The 14,958-nt window shown below is 65.5% G+C and carries 15 protein-coding genes and 2 tRNA genes; 11 read left to right on the top strand and 6 right to left on the bottom strand.

Features of this window, described 5'->3' with window-relative positions:
* Both NO876_RS02680 and NO876_RS02675 read right to left on the bottom strand, forming a co-directional pair.
* The gene (locus NO876_RS02680) at positions 1–1,017 is read right to left on the bottom strand and encodes a 50S ribosomal protein L3 (RefSeq protein ID WP_256420112.1); all 1,017 of its coding nucleotides are present in this window, start codon (positions 1,015–1,017) and stop codon (positions 1–3) included.
* Positions 1,018–1,021: 4 nt separating this feature from the next.
* Entirely contained in the window at positions 1,022–1,855 is an 834-nt protein-coding gene (locus NO876_RS02675; RefSeq protein WP_256420111.1) for an RNA methyltransferase, read from the bottom strand.
* 232 nt (positions 1,856–2,087) lie between these two features.
* On the opposite strand from NO876_RS02675, the gene NO876_RS02670 reads away from it, so the two are divergent.
* A tRNA-Gly gene (locus tag NO876_RS02670) sits at positions 2,088–2,158 on the top strand.
* Between the two features lie 163 nt (positions 2,159–2,321).
* On the opposite strand, the gene NO876_RS02665 is transcribed toward NO876_RS02670, so the two are convergent.
* Complete coding sequence (locus NO876_RS02665; RefSeq protein WP_256420110.1) at positions 2,322–3,056, bottom strand: YIP1 family protein; 735 nt, start codon at positions 3,054–3,056, stop codon at positions 2,322–2,324.
* A gap of 120 nt (positions 3,057–3,176) precedes the next feature.
* Between NO876_RS02665 and NO876_RS02660 the strand changes: the two genes are divergently transcribed.
* From NO876_RS02660 to NO876_RS02640, 5 genes are all read left to right on the top strand, one after another.
* Positions 3,177–4,337: an AI-2E family transporter gene (locus tag NO876_RS02660; RefSeq protein WP_256420109.1), complete on the top strand. Its 1,161-nt coding sequence runs from the start codon at positions 3,177–3,179 to the stop codon at positions 4,335–4,337.
* Between the two features lie 98 nt (positions 4,338–4,435).
* Positions 4,436–4,855, top strand: coding sequence for a CBS domain-containing protein (locus tag NO876_RS02655; RefSeq protein ID WP_256420108.1), 420 nt, complete (start codon positions 4,436–4,438; stop codon positions 4,853–4,855).
* An 88-nt stretch (positions 4,856–4,943) separates the two neighbouring features.
* Positions 4,944–5,258, top strand: coding sequence for a thiamine-binding protein (locus NO876_RS02650; protein WP_256420107.1), 315 nt, complete (start codon positions 4,944–4,946; stop codon positions 5,256–5,258).
* 235 nt (positions 5,259–5,493) lie between these two features.
* Positions 5,494–5,928: a type IV pilin domain-containing protein gene (locus NO876_RS02645; RefSeq protein WP_256420106.1), complete on the top strand. Its 435-nt coding sequence runs from the start codon at positions 5,494–5,496 to the stop codon at positions 5,926–5,928.
* A 3-nt stretch (positions 5,929–5,931) separates the two neighbouring features.
* Positions 5,932–6,369, top strand: a complete 438-nt coding sequence (locus NO876_RS02640) for a type IV pilin domain-containing protein (protein WP_256420105.1) — start codon at positions 5,932–5,934, stop codon at positions 6,367–6,369.
* Positions 6,370–6,470: 101 nt separating this feature from the next.
* On the opposite strand, the gene NO876_RS02635 is transcribed toward NO876_RS02640, so the two are convergent.
* Positions 6,471–6,659 carry a DUF8178 family membrane protein gene (locus NO876_RS02635; protein ID WP_256420104.1) on the bottom strand — a complete coding sequence of 63 codons (189 nt, stop codon included), beginning with the start codon at positions 6,657–6,659 and terminating at the stop codon, positions 6,471–6,473.
* Positions 6,660–6,786: 127 nt separating this feature from the next.
* On the opposite strand from NO876_RS02635, the gene NO876_RS02630 reads away from it, so the two are divergent.
* Positions 6,787–7,557 carry a competence/damage-inducible protein A gene (locus NO876_RS02630; protein ID WP_256420103.1) on the top strand — a complete coding sequence of 257 codons (771 nt, stop codon included), beginning with the start codon at positions 6,787–6,789 and terminating at the stop codon, positions 7,555–7,557.
* Between the two features lie 33 nt (positions 7,558–7,590).
* On the opposite strand, the gene NO876_RS02625 is transcribed toward NO876_RS02630, so the two are convergent.
* Entirely contained in the window at positions 7,591–8,766 is a 1,176-nt protein-coding gene (locus NO876_RS02625; RefSeq protein WP_256420102.1) for a CBS domain-containing protein, read from the bottom strand.
* 148 nt (positions 8,767–8,914) lie between these two features.
* Here NO876_RS02625 and NO876_RS02620 point away from each other — a divergent pair, with 148 nt between their 5' ends.
* The 4 genes from NO876_RS02620 to NO876_RS02605 all read left to right on the top strand — a co-directional run bounded on the left by NO876_RS02620 (position 8,915) and on the right by NO876_RS02605 (position 13,714).
* The gene (locus NO876_RS02620) at positions 8,915–10,972 is read left to right on the top strand and encodes a DEAD/DEAH box helicase (RefSeq protein ID WP_256420248.1); all 2,058 of its coding nucleotides are present in this window, start codon (positions 8,915–8,917) and stop codon (positions 10,970–10,972) included.
* Between the two features lie 66 nt (positions 10,973–11,038).
* Positions 11,039–12,889 carry an SLC13 family permease gene (locus tag NO876_RS02615; protein ID WP_256420101.1) on the top strand — a complete coding sequence of 617 codons (1,851 nt, stop codon included), beginning with the start codon at positions 11,039–11,041 and terminating at the stop codon, positions 12,887–12,889.
* Positions 12,890–12,952: 63 nt separating this feature from the next.
* Positions 12,953–13,025, top strand: a tRNA-Pro gene (locus NO876_RS02610).
* A gap of 335 nt (positions 13,026–13,360) precedes the next feature.
* A complete protein-coding gene (locus tag NO876_RS02605) occupies positions 13,361–13,714 on the top strand; it encodes a hypothetical protein (RefSeq protein ID WP_256420100.1) in 354 nt (117 codons plus the stop codon).
* Here the strand turns inward: NO876_RS02605 and NO876_RS02600 are convergent.
* Entirely contained in the window at positions 13,680–14,891 is a 1,212-nt protein-coding gene (locus tag NO876_RS02600; protein ID WP_256420099.1) for an MFS transporter, read from the bottom strand. The two genes, NO876_RS02605 and NO876_RS02600, sit on opposite strands and share 35 nt — an antisense overlap.
* Positions 14,892–14,958 lie beyond the last annotated feature (67 nt).

Genomic DNA, 14,958 nt, shown 5'->3' with positions numbered 1-14,958 from the left:
TTATCCCTGATTCGATTCCGTCGACACGTAGCGCACCTCGGGGTCGAGACGCGGCTGGTCGCCGGGTCGGACCGCCGGGCGGAACCGCAGGAGGCGCTTGTCGGGCCCCGGGAGGGAGCCCTTGACGAGCGCGTGCGGTCCGTCGACCTCGCCGTAGCCGACGAAGCCGCCGTCGACGGTCGGTTCTGTGCCCTCACCGATGTCGATGAGGCGCTTGTTCAGTTCGGTTCGCTGGTGGTAGCCCGTCTGCCCTTGCTGGGGGACGGTCGAGCGCACGCGGGAGGGGTTCCACGGACCGAGGTTGCCGATCCGGCGCCGCCATCCCTGGCGGGCGTGTTTGCCCTTCCGCTTCTGGACGCCCCACCGCTTGACGGGGCCCTGCGTCCCCTTCCCCTTCGTGACGCCCGCGACGTCGAGGTACTCGCCGGCGCGGAAGACGTCGGAGATCTCGTGCTCGCCGCCGTCTCCGACGAGGTCGAGCGCGAAGTCGACGCGCTCGTCGACGGATCCGCCGCCGACGCGCGTCTCCATCACGTCGGGCTTCTTTTTGGGGACGTTCTGCATCTCGCTCGGAACGGTGTGGGTGATGAGGCGCACGTCGTCGACGTCGCCGGCCTCGACCGCGGATCGGAGGTCGTCGGCGTCGTCGTCGAAGGTGTCCTCGTTCGGGAGGTCGAGCGTGCGGTCGAGGCTCTCCTCGAACTCGCTGGCCCACACCTCGGTGAGCGGCTTTGCTCCGTACGGCGTGTCTTCGTAGGCTCGAAGGGCGACGGCGCGCATCGGCGGCGTCTCGACGACGGTCACCGGCACGGCCTCCTCCATCCCTTCGCGGGGGGAGTTGGACTCGTCGTTGACCATCATCACCTGGGTCATTCCGGCCTTGTAGCCGGCGAAACCCTGGATTCCCGGGGACCCGTCGTCGTCGGGCCACGACCGGATGCGTGGGACCTCTTTGGCCGCACGCTTACGCGGGCTGAAGCCCATCGAACCTTTTCGTGGTCTGCTTGGTTGTGGCATGTGTTCACTCCGTGAGTGTCAGGGGCGAGAGGGAGGCGAACAACGCTTCCTCGGTTCGCACCACCTCGCTGCCCTGTCGCGGAATCGTATTCAGCCAGAGATCGAACCCCGGACCGTCTGCGGGTTCGACCGCATCCTCGACGTCGACGCCGAGGATGGCCGGAAGCCCACGACCGGGCGACCCGAACGCGACTGTCGCGCCCTCGCGCTCGACGCGCGAGGCGAGCTGCGGCAGCCACGAGGTGGTCAGCGCTTCGCCGTGGCGGGACGTCGCGATCGCGACGCCCGCGTCGGCGCGGCCGAGTGCTTCCTCGAGGTCCGTGCGGGACACGTCGAAGCCCGGAACGGGCTCGTCGACGATCCGCGCACGGACCGGTTCTCGCGAAGAGATCCTGATGGCGACGCGCGTCCCCTCCTCGACCTCCATCGACGGAGGCGCGAGGAGCGAGACCGGGTGTTGCAGTTCGCAATTGACCCGAACGCGGCCGTCAGGTCCGACCTCGGTCACGATTCCCTGTGTTAACGACCCCGAACCGTCTGATTCGGAGCCGGTCATAGACGGGACGCGGAGGGGCGGTAGAACCCCGACGTACTCGAGTTCGTCGCGTCGCCCCCACAGATCCTTTCGGAGGTGTGGGGGCGTGGCGGCGTATCGCAGTACCGTTGCGACGAACTCGCCCCCCCAGCGTCGTTCGCCCTCCCGGTCGGGGAAGACGACGAGCCGATCCGCCCGGAACACCGTCGCCGCGCGGGCGACGTAGCCGAGTTTGCGAGTTGCCTCGCGTTTGTCCTCGGCCTCCCGGACGAGAGAGGACGGCACGAGTACGGTCAGCGTCATACCGGTCCCTTCAGCGTCACGTCTAGACTGTACTTCCGATACCGGAGCGGACCCTAAAAGAGTAGCGAAAGCTAGCGGGGGCTGTGAGCCGTTCACACGGCCGTCCGCGGCGGTTTCGTGGTCCGTCGCCCCGTGGTAGATTGCCCCACGCCATCCGGCGGTTTTTCTCCCCGATTCGCAAGTCTTATTTACGAATCCCGTCTTCTCGAAAATGCAGACGCAGACCACACACGCGCTGGTAGTGTAGTGGTATCACGTGACCTTGCCATGGTCACAACCTGGGTTCAAATCCCAGCCAGCGCACTTCCACCTTTTTCCGCCTCGGGTTCGCTTCGCGAACCACTCGGCGCAAAAACCTGGAGGGAAAAAGAGCCGCGAGGCTCGCTTTGCTCGCCTCGCGGTACTATTGCTGGAATTGTTGTCCAGTCAGTAAACATCAGTGTGCTTTGTTCTCCACCGGAGACACTCACAACGCTCCCAGCACGAAGAAGATCACGAGCGGAACGCCGACGGCGACGGCGGCGGCCCCGCGTGAGATGTCTGCGTCCTCACTGAGCCCGGCGGAGAGAATCGACCACTGCCAGCCGAGCGTGAGCACGGAGGCCGCAAGAATGGCGGGCTCGACGGAGGCCATCGCCGTCTCCAGAACGTCGGCTCCGCGCTCGGGATTCGTGATCGTGAGGTCCCGGAGGACGTACCAGAGTCCGGCGAGGCCAGCGATGACTCGCAGGAATTCGGGGAGCGCCGCCCAGCCGGCGAGCGCGGCCGTGCCGGCGAGGGAGGGATCGCCGGCCGCGAGCCGCCCGCCGGCGAACAGGACGACGGTCCCGAGGACCCAAAGGACGAACGGGCCGGCGATTCCGATCCAGAGGTAGTCGGTGACGGCCTCTCGGATCAGTTTTCCCGCGTCGCGTTCGATCGTTTCGGGTTCGTCACACCGCTCTTCGAACGACGAATCGGGGTCGTCCGCGTGCTGTTCGCAGACGAAATCGGGCGGACGCTCGGGATTGTCCATCGTGACCGTGGCGTCGACCGCGCCAGCGAGCATCGAGCCGACGAGAAGCAGGGCGACGGTGAGGCCGACCGCGAAGAGCACGACCAGCCCGGCAGCGACCGGCAGCGTGTCCGACGGCGGCCGTTCCTCGAAGAACCGCGTCGGCGACAGGGCGAGCTGTCGGAGGGGGCGAACGAGGGGGACCATTCCATCTAACCGCTAGTCCGAATCCGAAATAAATGTCTTTCCGCCTCCGGTCAGTGCCGGGAACCTGCCGCGTCCCACAGAGCTATATTTTAGTACCGAACCGTGAAAACGTCAACGCGTATGAACGGAAACCGCTTCGCCGTCGCCCTCTTCGGTATCCTCGTCGCCATCGTCATCGGCTTTCTCGCCTACCAGTTCATCGCCCCGCTGACGGTCTCGGTGTTCCTGTACTACTCCACTCGGCGGTATCACCAGTCCCTCAAGCGATTCCACCTGCCTGCGAACGTTCGGGCCGTCATCGTGATGTCGTCGCTCGCGGTCCCGCTGATACTACTCGTCAGTTACGCGACGGTCCTCCTCATCATCGAGGCGCGGCAGTTCATCAAGGACTACGCCCTAGTCGACGTCGCCAGCGAGAACCTCGAGTGGTTCGGCGGAATCAACGAGATTCCCGAGTTCACCGTTCAGGGGCTCTACGACGCGTATCAGTCGGGCGATCTGGCACCCTTTATCGACTTCGCGACCCAGCACGCGGAGTTCCTGACTACGCTGGTCTCGGGGTTCTTCCTGAACATGTTCATCGTCGTGATCGTCACGTACTATCTGCTGGTCGACGGCGACCGGGTCAGAGCGTGGCTGCACGACTTCGGCGAGGACGCGATCGTCCGAGAGTACCTCGACGCCGTCGACGAGGAACTCGAGGCGGTCCTGTTCGGTAACCTCCTGAACGTCCTCGCCATCTCGCTGATCGCCATCGGCTCGTTCAGCGTCTACAACACGTTCGTCCCCGCCGCCGCCGAAGTTCCGTATCCCGCCCTCGCAGGCGCACTTACGGGGATCGCGAGCCTGATTCCCGTGGTCGGGATGAAGATCGTCTACATCCCGGTAACTCTGATCACCGCGGTTCCGATCGTCCTCGGCGGCGACCCCGCGAACCTGGCGTACGTCGGGGCGTTCTTCGTCGTCGCCGTCGTCGTCGTCGACACGATCCCCGACCTGGTGCTTCGTCCGCTGCTGTCCGGCAAGCGGACGCACGTCGGTCTGTTGATGCTCGCGTACACCCTCGGGCCGGTGGTTCTCGGCTTCTACGGCCTCTTTTTCGCGCCGATAATCCTCGTGGTCGGGTTGACGTTCGCGGACACGGCGCTCCCCCCGCTCCTCGATCCGGAGAAGGAGGTGAACCGGTCTCAGAGGGCGACAAGTGGGCAGCAGAACGAGACGGCCGAGCCAGACGAAGGTCGGACACCGGAGGCCGGCGACGAGGTCGGTGAACCTCTCTAACGACGTCGTCATATAATTTCTTTTCTAATTCCCAACAAGTTAGAAGAACGATCGGGAGACTTGCTGTCCGAGCGTGTTGGTGCACGCGGTGAGAGCCAATGCCAATCGAAGACTTAGCCCGCAGCGACGTCGTAACGGCCGACCGCGACACGTCGGTCGCCGCGCTCGCGACCGCGATGCGAGACGAGGACGTGGGAAGCATCGTGATCACCGACGGCGAGACGCCGGTCGGGATCGTCACCGACCGGGACCTCGCGGTGCGCATCCTCGGGGCCGACGTCGATCCCGCGACGCAGACGGCCGCGGACGTGATGAGCGGAGACCTGTGTTTCATCGACCGCGGTGCCGGGTTCTACGAGGCGGCCGAGCTGATGAGCGAACGCGGGATCCGACGCCTGCCCGTCCGAGACGGCGATTCGCTGGTCGGGATCATCACCGCCGACGATCTGACCGAACTGCTCGCCGACGAGCAACAGAAGCTCGCAGAGATCATCCGGGCGCAGCGGCCGGCGTACTGACGCCGGCCCTCCAACGGCCCGCCACATCTCGTGGCGGACCGCTCCGCGTCGAGCAAGCGTTTTGCGCCCCGGCGTCGAATCGATGCGTATGACCGTCGTCGCACTACTGAGCGTCGCGCCCGTGATCGAGGGGAGTATGGCCGAAGAGGTCGCCAAAGCCGTCGACGCGTTGGAGGGGTTCGACGTGTCCTACGAGACGAACCCGATGGGGACCGTGATCAAGGCCGACGACGTCGGGACGCTCTTCGCGGCCGCCGAAGCGGCCCACCGTGCCGTCGACGCCGACCGAGTGAGCACGGTGCTGAAGATCGACGACAAACGAACGAGCAGCGCGCACGCGGGCGAGAAGGTGGAGGCCGTCGAAGCGCGACTCGGCCGACCGGCACGCAGTAACGACGAGTGAGCGGCTGTAGAATCGACCCCACGGACTCGTATTGATTTCAACGCAGAAACCTAATCCGGGGCGTGAGCGCCTCTACTGTTATTAAAATTGATAATTAGGACAGTAGGTTTATTAGAGGGTATTGGTAAGCCCCAAGTAGGCGTCTCACGACGAACTCGCGAATCCGGGCGATACGCGAACTGGGGGGGAGGGGAGACGAACCGCCCTGTCGTGGGATGGCATCCAAGGTTCAAATATGAAACTCAAGCAACTGTTCACGGACGATTCAGCCGTGTCACCGGTCATCGGTGTCATCCTGATGGTCGCGATCACGGTCATCCTCGCGGCCGTCATCGGCACGTTCGTGCTGAATCTCGGCCAGGGGATCAATCAGAGCGCACCGCAGGCCAGTTTCGGCTTCGATTACAACGGGACAACGGACGTCACGATCACGCATCAGTCTGGTGATTCGATTGAGGGCAATCAATTGAACACTACCAGAGGTGGAGGCGGCTGGGAGACCAGTTCCCAGAATTGGACCGCTCAGGGAACAGTGAATGCTGGAACTTCGATCAATAAGAACCCAGCCGGGGGAGATTTCAATGGGGAGACCATCCGCGTCGTCTGGTCCTCTCAGAACGGTGAATCCTCCGCAACGCTGAGCCAATCCACCGCACCAGGGGGATCATAAACTATGAGACTCACAGAGTTCTTCACTGACGACGACGCCGTCTCGCCGGTCATCGGTGTCATCCTGATGGTCGCGATTACGGTCATCCTCGCGGCCGTCATCGGCACGTTCGTACTGAACCTCGGGCAGGGGATCAATCAGAGCGCGCCGCAAGCCAGTTTCGGCTTCGATCACGACACAGATAATGATAATATAACAATCACCCACGAATCGGGCGACTCCGTCGAAGCCGCACAATTGAACACGACCGGACATAGCAACGGACCGGAAGTCTGGACCAACACAAGTGAGATAGATGATAACGGTGAAACCGTGTCCGCTGGCACCAGTGCCACGTTCGATAACACTGACTGGAACGGGCAAACGATCCGCGTCGTCTGGACCTCCCAGAATGGCGAGAGCTCCGCGACGCTGAGTCAGTCCACCGCACCGAACGAATAACCGGGTGGCCTGACGTCTCGATCTCGATTTTCTTTTCGCAATTGCGTTAGTGACCAGATGCGCTTCCGACTCCGCAGCCGCGCAGAAAACGAATCCCCGCTTCAGACCGCCGGATAGCCTTCGGACGTCCCGACGAGCCACGTCCCGTAGGTGAGCAGACCCGCGCCCAGGACGAGCGCGTAGGTGAAAATCTGTGAGGCCGTCGGAAGGATGGCCGGCAGGAGCAGCAGCGACCCGACGATCATGAGCGCGATCCCGGCGAGCACGCGAGTGCTATCGAACAGTCCCATACCCGGAGATACGGGCCGCAGAATATGGACTTTCCGCTTCTCGGCGTCGGTTCGGAGCGAGCGGGCGGGAAGCGATCGCCTGGGCCGGGGGGAAGGAGCTTAAATCGCCGGCGTGCGAGAGGCCTGTATGAACGCGGCGATCGTCACCGTGGGTAACGAACTCCTCGCGGGCGACATCGAGAACACGAACGCGACGTGGCTCTCCGAGCGACTCACCGCTCGCGGCGTCGACGTCGCCCGGATCATCGTGATCCCCGACGACGAGCGCGTCGTCGCCGAGACCGTCCGCGAGTGGGGCGAGCGCTTCGACGCCGTCGTCGTCACCGGCGGCCTCGGCGGCACGCCCGACGACGTCACGATGCCCGCCGTCGCGGCCGGACTGGACCGCGAGCTGATCGTCGACCCCGTCGCCGAGGCCGACGTGCAGGAGACGCTGGATCGAATCTTCGCGGAGAACCCCGACCTCGACTTCGAGTTGCGGGCGGAGTGGTACGCGTCGATGCCCGAAGGGGCGACGCCGATCCCGAACCCCGAGGGGCTCGCACCGGGCTGTGTCGTCGAGAACGTGTACGTCCTCCCGGGCATTCCCGAGGAGATGGAGGCGGTCTTCGGGAACGTCGCCGGCGAGTTCGGCGGGACGGTCGCGACGCGGACGCTGTACTCGCCCGAGCCCGAGGGCGCGCTCGCCGCGCAGCTCGGCGAGGTCGCCGAGGAGTTCGGCGTCCGCGTCGGGAGCTATCCGAACCGCGCCGCCGACGAGACCCGGATCAAACTCACCGGCGACGAAGAGGCCGCCCTCGAGGAGGCCGTCGCGTGGCTCCGCGAGACAGCGGACGTCTCGCTCGCCGAGGCCGGTGCCGAACGTCCCGGAGAGAGAGCCGCGGAGTCGGACGGCTGAATCGATCCCGACGGAAACAGTAACGCGGGCGAATCAGCGAGCGTTCGGGAGGCTGGACCGGTCGGTCGGCGTGATCGAGGAGAGCGCACCCCGGGACTGGATGATGTTGAACGCCCTGACCAGGTCCGAGCGGGAGATGAGCCCGACGATTTCGCCCCGCTCGTCGACGACCGGAAGCCGGCCGACGTCGTTCCGCTGCATCTCCTCGATGGCCGTCATCGCGTCCGCGTCGGGCGAAATCGTCGTGAGTTCGTTCGACATCACGTCCCCGACGCGGTAGGCGTCGCGTTCGACCTCCTTGACCGACCGGGCGTCGTCGAGCGTCACCATCCCGACGAGCCGGCCGTTCTGCATCACCGGATAGCCCGTGTGTCGCTCCGTGAACATCCGTTCGAGGAGCTCGGCGACGCTGGTGTTCTCGCTCACGACGTCTAAGTCCTCCCGCGGCGTCATCACGTCCCTGACCGTCACGTCCTGGAACGCCGCCTTCATCACCGTCTGCTGGGCCTCCGAGGAGGCGCCGATGTAGATGAAGAAGGCGAGCGCGATCAGGAAGAGGTTGGTGAACAGCCCGAAGATGGCCAGGAGGAAGGCGAAGACCTTCCCGACCTCCGCGGCGATCTGGGTCGCTCGCGCGTGCGGACGAGTACGCGCGAGAAGAGCGCGGAGGACGCGACCGCCGTCCATCGGGAAGCCGGGCAGCATATTGAACACCGCGAGGACGATGTTCGTCAGCGCGAGGTAGCCGAGGACGAACTTCACGGGGTCGAGCGACGTGGGGAGCACCAGAAACGCGAGATACGAGAGCACGCCGAGCCCGACGCTCACGATGGGGCCGGCGATGGCGATCACCAGCTCCTGCTTCCAGTCTTCGGGCATCTCGGCGAAGCTCGCGACCCCGCCGAAGAGCCACAGCGTGATCGAGTCGATCTCGTAACCGTAGCGCATCGCGACCAGCGAGTGGCCGAACTCGTGGAGCAGGACGCAGACGAACAGCCCGATCGCCGCCGCTGCGCCCAGAATCCACTGCATCGAGCCCGTCGTGAGCGGGCCGGCGTCGATCGCCGAGCCGAAGAGGTCGTTGACGACGACGGCGAGCTGTCCGACGTCGGCACCGATCAGCCACGCGAACAGGGGGAGAACGATGAGGAAGGTGAGATCGAGCTTGATCGGGATACCGAACGCGCTACCGATACGGATTCCTCGCATAGGGGTCCGTAATCGGGCACGGAACTTAAGTCCAGCCGCGGCGGTACCGTGTTGGAATCGCCGCACCCGGGATCGCGACGTGAGGGCGGTGAATCGAAGCGCGACCGGAGACGAACCGCTGAAATACCTCCTCGACGTACCGACGTGCGTGTCTCAACAGGTCGGCCGCGTCGACACGCTCTTTCTCCACGAGTCCGGCGACGACTTCCTCGTGGTCGTCGAGCGGGACGGAGAGCGCGTCTTCCGCGCGGTACTCGAACTGAAGGAGACGGACGCCGGCCCCCGTCCCGCGAAGTTCCGCGTCAAGCGCAGCTCCTCCGAGGAGCCGCGCGATCCGAGCCAGTTCGTCGAACTCGCCCGCCGCGCCTCGCGGATCCGCATCTCCCAGCAGACGTCGAAACACCGCCGAAAAGAACTGCAGGAGATGCTCGACGGCTACCAACTGGAGGCGCTCGTCGTCCGGACGTGTCGCTACTGCGCCTCGGACGGCCGGTACTCCCCGATCACGGAGGAGACGGCGATCAAGACCGATCGGGAGTTCATCTGCCCGGACTGCGCGAAACGCGAACTGGAGCGCGAACTCGACTTCTCCGCGTCGGGACGACTCACCGGCGCGGCCCAGGACCGACTCGAAGACCTCCTGCTCGAAACGCAGGACCTCGATCGGATTTCCAATCTCCTCTCGGGCGGTCTCGACCCCGATCTCACGAAGTTCGACACCGTCAGTGCGACGACCGACGAGGTGGATCTCGTCGAGACGTCGACGCTCGATCTCCACCCCGAACTCCAGCGTCGCGTCGAGGACCGGTTCGACACCCTGCTTCCGGTCCAGTCGCTCGCGGTCGACAACGGGCTCTTCGAGGAGCGCGACCAGCTGGTCGTGAGCGCGACCGCGACCGGGAAGACGCTCGTCGGCGAACTCCCCGGGATCGATCGAGCGCTGAAGGGGGACGGCAAACTCCTCTTTTTGGTCCCGCTGGTCGCGCTGGCGAATCAGAAGCACGAGGACTTCGAGGAGCGCTACGGCGACGTCCTCGACGTGACGATCCGCGTCGGTGCCTCTCGAATCAACGACGACGGCAACCGCTTCGACCCGAACGCCGACGTCGTCGTCGGCACCTACGAGGGGATCGACCACGCGCTTCGAACGGGAAAGGACCTCGGCGACGTCGGTACCGTCGTCATCGACGAGATCCACACGCTGAAAGAGGAGGAGCGCGGCCACCGCCTCGACGGCCTCATCAGCCGGTTGAAGTACTACAACGAGCGGAGACAGCGGCGTCGCGAGAGCTACGACGGCGCGCAGTACGTCTACCTCTCGGCGACCGTCGGCAACCCCGAATCGCTGGCGGCGCGCCTCCGGGCGACGCTCATCGAGTTCGAGGAGCGCCCGGTGCCGATCGAGCGGCACGTGACGTTCGCCGACGGCCGAGAGAAGCCCGACATCATCAACAAGCTGGTCAGACGCGAGTTCGACTCGAAGTCCTCGAAGGGGTATCGGGGACAGACCATCGTGTTCACCAACTCCCGGCGGCGGTGTCACGAGATCTCCAGGAAGTTGGAGTACGACGCCGCACCGTACCACGCCGGTCTCGACTACGGGCAGCGGAAGCGCGTCGAGCGGCAGTTCGGCGACCAGGACCTCGCGGCGGTGGTCACGACCGCCGCGCTCGCCGCCGGCGTCGACTTCCCGGCCTCGCAGGTGATCTTCGACTCGCTGGCGATGGGCATCGAGTGGCTCTCCGTCCAGGAGTTCGAACAGATGCTCGGCCGCGCCGGCCGGCCCGACTACCACGACCAGGGGAAGGTCTACCTGCTCGTCGAACCCGACTGCGTCTACCACAACTCGATGGAGATGACCGAGGACGAGGTGGCGTTCAAACTCCTGAAGGGCGAGATGGAGGACGTGCTGACCCACTACGACGAGACGGCCGCCGCCGAGGAGACGCTCGCGAACGTCGTCGTCGCCGGCAAGCGGGCGAAGCGGCTGAACGACCGGATGGTCGGCGACGTCCCGACGAAGCACGCGATCGGGAAGCTCCTCCAGTGGGAGTTCATCGACGGCTTCGAGCCGACACCGTTGGGGCGGGCGGTCTGTCGGCACTTCCTCTCGCCGAAGGACGCCTTCCGCATCCTCGACTGCATCCGGTCGGGCACGGATCCGTACGACCTGGTCGCGGAGATGGAACTCCAAGACGAGTTCTGAGGGTGCTTTCTCCCGAGACCTGAGAAACCCCACGGTATTTTGACTCGTCGCGCCGACTGATCGCGTGTGACACCGATATCGCCGGGGATCGCCGTCGTCTTCCTCGTCGTCCTCTGCGCGCTCGTGCTCTTCGTGACCGAGCCCGTGCCCGTCGATATCACCGCGATCGGGGTGATGGTGGCCCTGATGCTGATCCAGCCGGCGTCGTCGATGCTCGCCGCGGCCGGCCTCCTCGCCGATCCGATCGTCCTGTTTGCGGACTACCCCGGCGACGCCCTCTCGGGGTTCTCCAGCGGGGCGACGCTGACCGTCCTCGCGATGTTCATCCTCAGCGACGGCGTCCAGCGGACGGGCGTGATCCAGCGGCTCGGCGCGTGGATCGCGGGCTTCACCGGCGAGAGCCAGAACCGACAGCTGGGCGCGACGATCGGCGTCGTCGCGCCGATTTCGGGGTTCATCAACAACACCGCCGCGGTGGCGATCCTCCTCCCGATGGTGACCGACCTCGCCGATCGCGGCGGGACGTCGCCCTCGAAGCTCCTGCTCGCGCTCTCCTACGCCTCGATGTTCGGTGGGATGCTCACACTCATCGGGACGTCGACGAACATCCTCGCCTCCGAGCTGTCGGGGAGACTCATCGGTCGCACCTTCACGATGTTCGAGTTCACCCAGCTCGGAATCGTCGTCTCGGTCGTCGGGACGGTCTACCTGCTGACCGTGGGACGGTGGCTGACGCCAGCGCGGATCAAGCCGCGGCAGGATCTGACCGAGGAGTTCGAGATGGCCGACTACCTGACGGAGGTCGTCGTCCGCGAGGACTCGCCGCTGGTGGGCCAGCAGGTCCGACGCGCGCTCGTCGAGACCGACTTCGACGTCGATCTGATCCAACTGGTCCGCGGCGGCGAGGTGTTCCTCGAACCGCTGGGGCCGAAGGAGATCCACGCCGGCGACGTGTTCGCGATCCGGACCGACCGCGACACCCTGATCGAACTGCTCGACGTCGAGGGTCTCGACCTCGTCCCGACGGCGGTCGACGAGGCGGAACTGGAGGCGAGTGAATCCCGGCACAACCTCGTCGAGATCGTCGTCGCCCCCGGGTCGTCGCTCGTCGGCGAGTCGCTCGCCTCCGCGGGCTTTCGCCAGCGGTACAACGCGACAGTACTCGCGCTGCGTCGCGGGAGAGAACTCTTCCGCCGGCGGATGGACAACGTCACACTGCGCGTCGGCGACACGCTGCTCGTGCAGGCGACCGCAGACAGCGTCGAACGACTCGACGCCAACCGCGACTTCATCGTCGCCCAGGAGATCGAGCGGCACGACTACCGCGGCTCGAAGATCCCGGTCGCCGTCGGAATCGTCGTCGCCGTCGTGACACTCGCCGCCCTCGACGTCCTCCCGATCGTCGTCTCCGCGCTCGCCGGGGCGCTCGCGATGGTCGCGACGGGATGTCTCCGCCCGGGGGAGATCTACGAGTCGGTGCAGTGGGACGTCGTCTTTCTCTTGGCCGGCGTCATCCCGCTCGGGATCGCCCTGGAGGCCACCGGCGGGGCCGCGCTACTGGCGGGGTTCGTCGTCGCGACCGGCGAGGTGCTCCCGCTCGTCGGCGTGCTGGCGACTTTCTACCTCCTCACGGCGCTCCTGACGAACGTGATCTCGAACAACGCGAGCGTCGTGCTGATGGTCCCCGTCGCGGTCGAGGCCGCACAGACGCTCGGGGCGAACGCCTTCTCGTTCGTCCTGGCGGTGACGTTCGCGGCGTCGACGGCGTTCATGACGCCCGTCGGCTACCAGACGAACCTGTTCGTCTACGGTCCGGGCGGCTACCGGTTCAGCGACTACATCCGCGTGGGCGGGCCCCTGCAGTTGGTGTTCGCCGCGGTGACGACGGTCGGAATCGCCGCCATCTGGGGTATCTAAGTCTCGATCCCGACGCGAACCGAACGAAATCCTTTACTCGGTGACCGTTCCAGGTGTACTCACGGGACCGTGGGTTAGCCTGGTATACTTCGGGCCTTGGGTGCCCGTGACCCCGGTTCGAATCCGGGCGGTCCCACTCTTGTGTGAGGAACGGAGTGACGAGCCAAGAGTGGCAACCGTCCGGATTCGAATCAGGGAGTGAAGCGGAGCGGAACGACCGTGGTTCGAATCCGGGCGGTCCCATCTTCGACGGAGTCGAAGTGGGAACACGAGGACGAGCGGAGCGAATCCTCGGCGGTCCCACTTCTACACAGACTACTCAGCAAGCACCGCGGAGCGTGTGCGAGCGACACGTGTCTGTGTTGTGTGGACGTCTCCGCGATTCGAATCAGGGAGTGAAGCGGAGCGGAACGACCGTGGTTCGAATCCGGGCGGCAAAACCTAAACTACTCCCCCTCGAGACCTGTTCGTATGTCCCTCTCAGACGACGATCGATCGGACGACGAGAGGGCCCTGCCTGAGAGAGAAGCGCTCCGTCGGATGCACCGCGTCACGGCGGACCACGGGCGGCCCTTCGAGGAGAGACTCACCGAACTCCTGACCCTGGGGCGGACGTACCTCGGCGTCGAGGCGGGGTTCCTCACCGAGACATCCGACGGGACGCAGTCGATCGTCGAACAGGTGGTGGGCGCACACGGCTGGGACGTCGCCGTCACGGAGGGGAGCGACGGCGGCGCGCGGTTCGAGATCACCGGCCTCGACGAGGACGGGAGCGGGAGCGAGGTCTCGATCAGGCTCCGGACCGCTCGGGGAGTCGAAGGGTGAGGAAGATGACGACGATCAGTATCCCCGCCAGCAACAGATAGCCTTCGTCGAAGTAGCCGCGATCGGCGAGCGCGCCGAACAGCACCGGTCCCAACGCGCCGAACGTCGCCGAAGTCGTCCGGACCACGCCGAGTCCGGTCCCCCGGATCTCCCCGGGGATCGCGTCGGAGAGGAACGACTGGGTGATCGCTCCCGAACCGAGCATCGTGCTCACCAGTACGGTCACCGCGACCAGCGGCCAGAAACCGTCGAGGAACGGGAGGATCGCGAAGCCCGCGACGGGACCGACGAGGACGATGACGAGCGCGCGGCGCAGTCCGATCCGATCGTAGGCGGCGCCCGCCAGGGGTTTGACGAGGACACCGAACGCGAAAAAGACGCTGAAGAGGACGCCGGCGAGCGAGGAGGACAGCCCCTTCCGTTCGACGAGGTAGGTCGGGTAGAGTCCGGTGAACGACTGCCAGATCAGGATGTAGAGAAAGAGGATGAACGCGACGAAGCCGAGGTTGGCCCGGCGGAGCTTCCCGACGACGGACGAGGCGCTCTTCGCAGAGAGCGAGTCGACCGGGCTCGCCGTCGAGGAATGCGCGGGCAGAACCACCCAGAGGACGACGGCGACGACGACGAGCAGCGGCGAGATGAACCCGAGGCCGAACTGCCAGGCGGCCGCCGCGGCTATCGCGCCGCCGATCGGGGGGAGCACCGTCTGTCCGAGATCCCCCGTGGCCATCGTCACGCCGAGGGCGCTACCGATGCGATCGGGGTAGATCTTCGAGAGGATCGTGATCCGCGCGATGGGATACAGCGACTGGCCGAGGCCGACGAGCCCCGTCGCGGCGAACAGGACGAGCGGCGTCGGCGCGGTGACGACGAGAACGATCGCGCCCGCGACGACGAGTGCGCCCGCGACCATCACGCCGCGCTCGCTGTAGCGGTCCGCGAGGATCCCACCGGGGAGCTGGCCGAGTGCCGACCCCAGCCAGAGGATCGTCACCAGGAGGCCACCGACGGTGAGCGAGAGGTCGAACGACGAGCGGAGGTACGGGAGGAGGACGGGATAGATCATCCGAGTCCCGAGCAGCACGCCCCAGCCGCCCGCGATGGAGACGAGGAGCGGACCCTTCCCGTCACCCCACAGTTGCGCCGCTTCCTTCCGGACGGTGTCGGCGACTCTCATTCGAGTATCGGAACCACTTCAGTCCGAAAATACCTGTTTATGTCCGCTCCCCGCAACCGAAGTCCGA

It is taken from the genome of Halobellus rarus (assembly GCF_024494595.1).
GTDB lineage: Archaea > Halobacteriota > Halobacteria > Halobacteriales > Haloferacaceae > Haloquadratum > Haloquadratum rarum.
This window is presented reverse-complemented; position numbering and strand designations above follow the sequence as displayed.

What these genes read in the sequence shown, in the direction of transcription:
- NO876_RS02640 (WP_256420105.1), top strand. Translation starts at nt 5,932, where the DNA reads ATGAGACTCACAGAGTTCTTCACTGACGACGACGCCGTCTCGCCGGTC.
- NO876_RS02650 (WP_256420107.1), top strand. Translation starts at nt 4,944, where the DNA reads ATGACCGTCGTCGCACTACTGAGCGTCGCGCCCGTGATCGAGGGGAGT.
- NO876_RS02665 (WP_256420110.1), bottom strand. Translation starts at nt 3,056, where the DNA reads ATGGTCCCCCTCGTTCGCCCCCTCCGACAGCTCGCCCTGTCGCCGACG.
- NO876_RS02645 (WP_256420106.1), top strand. Translation starts at nt 5,494, where the DNA reads ATGAAACTCAAGCAACTGTTCACGGACGATTCAGCCGTGTCACCGGTC.
- NO876_RS02660 (WP_256420109.1), top strand. Translation starts at nt 3,177, where the DNA reads ATGAACGGAAACCGCTTCGCCGTCGCCCTCTTCGGTATCCTCGTCGCC.
- NO876_RS02680 (WP_256420112.1), bottom strand. Translation starts at nt 1,017, where the DNA reads ATGCCACAACCAAGCAGACCACGAAAAGGTTCGATGGGCTTCAGCCCG.
- NO876_RS02600 (WP_256420099.1), bottom strand. Translation starts at nt 14,891, where the DNA reads ATGAGAGTCGCCGACACCGTCCGGAAGGAAGCGGCGCAACTGTGGGGT.
- NO876_RS02630 (WP_256420103.1), top strand. Translation starts at nt 6,787, where the DNA reads ATGAACGCGGCGATCGTCACCGTGGGTAACGAACTCCTCGCGGGCGAC.
- NO876_RS02675 (WP_256420111.1), bottom strand. Translation starts at nt 1,855, where the DNA reads ATGACGCTGACCGTACTCGTGCCGTCCTCTCTCGTCCGGGAGGCCGAG.
- NO876_RS02605 (WP_256420100.1), top strand. Translation starts at nt 13,361, where the DNA reads ATGTCCCTCTCAGACGACGATCGATCGGACGACGAGAGGGCCCTGCCT.
- NO876_RS02635 (WP_256420104.1), bottom strand. Translation starts at nt 6,659, where the DNA reads ATGGGACTGTTCGATAGCACTCGCGTGCTCGCCGGGATCGCGCTCATG.
- NO876_RS02625 (WP_256420102.1), bottom strand. Translation starts at nt 8,766, where the DNA reads ATGCGAGGAATCCGTATCGGTAGCGCGTTCGGTATCCCGATCAAGCTC.
- NO876_RS02655 (WP_256420108.1), top strand. Translation starts at nt 4,436, where the DNA reads ATGCCAATCGAAGACTTAGCCCGCAGCGACGTCGTAACGGCCGACCGC.